Origin of the sequence: Methanoculleus sp. UBA291, from assembly GCF_002499755.1 — an archaeon.
Lineage (GTDB): Archaea > Halobacteriota > Methanomicrobia > Methanomicrobiales > Methanoculleaceae > Methanoculleus > Methanoculleus palmolei.
Window position 1 is genome coordinate 1 of the sequence record NZ_DANC01000061.1, and the last position, 2,049, is coordinate 2,049.

Genomic DNA, 2,049 nt, shown 5'->3' on the forward strand with positions numbered 1-2,049 from the left:
GCCGGCACCATCGCGACACTCACCAGCAGCACGGCGAAGAGCGTGGAGAGCGCCCGCATTCCAATGTTTCCGTTCATTTACTTTTCCTCCTATAACATCCCCGGAGGCAAAAGAGGCGCATCTTTAAGTACATTGAATGCATACTACTCTTCTGCCTTCTGGGCTGTTTGGGGGTTCATCCGGTCTTGGACGGATGGGATGAACCTCCCTCATTTTTCAAACGCCATTTTCAGACATCCGCACAAGGACATAGATGTCAATCTATTTATCTTTTCTGTCCAATCTCTCTACACGTCCGTCGGTTGTTCGCAAAACCGGGGTTTTCGATCCCATCCCGGGGGTCGGGGGCGCGGGAGAATGGCCGGTCTTGCGGCGGGATCGGATATCGTACCAACTCGCTCCCTCCGGTGCGCGCCGCGATTTCCGGGTGCGGAGGGCAGAAAAAACCGTTATAATCTACGCCCCGCAAGAACGGCCGCGTCGGGCACAGGGGACCGCCGCGCGCCCTGCCGCAGGCGTCGGAGCAGGGAGGTTTCAGGCCGCCCGGCGCCATCGACCACCGCTTTCTCCGGTAGAACTTTACACCTGAAACTTCACGTGTAGCATTGCCTCATGCGACGTGCGGCATTCCACAGGAACGGAACATGAGAAGACCGAATATCTTCAGATGACCGGGGGGAGGACAACCTCAAAAGCATTCTTCAAGCCCTGAGCCAAAGGCAAAAAACGGCACCAAAAATACCACAGCAAAGAAGAAGAGATGGCATGCAATATATCACAGCAATATTAATAACCGCAGTGATAAACAAACACACCACTCAAGGCGGGCAGCAGCGATGCGTGGTAAGTACCCGCCTATTGGGGAGTAATGGATATGGTTTCACCGTTGATTCTGGTCAATCTCAAGACCTATCAGGAAGGTATGGGCAGCAACGCTCACCGGATCGCCGCTGCGGCCGAGACCGTGGCGAGAGAGAGCGGCGTCGTCATCGGCATCGCGCCGGTCTTCACCGAGATCCACCCGATGAGCCACCACTATGCGATACCCGTCTATGCCCAGCATATCGATGCGATCGCCCCCGGCGCTCATACCGGCCATATTCTCCCCGAGGCCGTCAGGGCAGCGGGTGCACGCGGCACGCTGATCAACCATTCCGAACACCGCCTCACCCTGGCCGATATCGACGCCTGCGTCCGGGCCGCGCAACGGCTTCACCTGGAGTCGGTCGTCTGCACGAACAACGACGCCACAAGCGCCGCCGCCGCCGCCCTCCGCCCCGACTACGTGGCGATAGAGCCCCCGGAACTGATCGGGAGCGGGGTCTCCGTCTCGAAAGCCGACCCGGGAATCATCGAGCGGTCCGTCAACGCCGTCAGGGCGGTGAACCCGGAGACGAAAGTCCTGACCGGAGCGGGCATCCAGTCGGGCGAGTGCGTAAAGATCGCCGTCGACCTCGGGACTTCCGGCGTCCTTCTTGCGTCAAGCGTCGTCAAGGCCGACGACCCCGAAGCGGTCCTCCGTGATCTCGTCTCTCTGATCTAGACGGGCCTTCATAATTTGGGTTTTTCGAGTGCAGGATACCTTCCGGACAGAAAAGACACAGGGACCATAAAGAGCATGTAGGGGGAACATTCATCCAATGTCGCGTCTTTTCGCGGCTTCGCGTGAACAATACGTTGAGGATGTGAACTACCCCGCGCCTTTTGGACGGGGCTTCCCGGCTATCATCCTTCCTCTCTACTGAAGGCCGGGTCCACAGGCTCTCTGGCGCGTTCCGCACCTGCTACCCCGACAAGGTTCTGCTCTTGCAGGGCAAATTTCTTGATATTGATTGCCGCGTTGATGTCACGGTCGTGGTGAGTGCCGCAGTCGGGACAGACCCAGTCCCGGTCTGAAAGTGTGAGATCCCGCTTGAGATGCCCACACTGATGGCAAATCTTCGAGGATGGATCAAACCTCCCGATCGCGAGAAGGGTCTTCCCGTATTTTCGGCACTTGTATTCCAGCATCGTGAAGAACGTACTCCACGATGCATCCCCGATACTCTG

The 2,049-nt window shown here is 57.9% G+C and carries 2 protein-coding genes; one reads left to right on the forward strand and one right to left on the reverse strand.

Annotated features, from left to right (window positions below; translation table 11 throughout):
* The first annotated feature begins 874 nt into the window (after positions 1-874).
* On the forward strand, positions 875-1,543 hold the full coding sequence (gene tpiA / locus BP737_RS14345; protein ID WP_292405512.1) for a triose-phosphate isomerase: 669 nt from the start codon (positions 875-877) through the stop codon (positions 1,541-1,543).
* Positions 1,544-1,725: 182 nt separating this feature from the next.
* On the opposite strand, the gene BP737_RS14350 is transcribed toward tpiA, so the two are convergent.
* A partial coding sequence (locus tag BP737_RS14350; RefSeq protein ID WP_342686291.1) for an RNA-guided endonuclease TnpB family protein occupies positions 1,726-2,049 on the reverse strand: 324 nt, incomplete at its 5' end.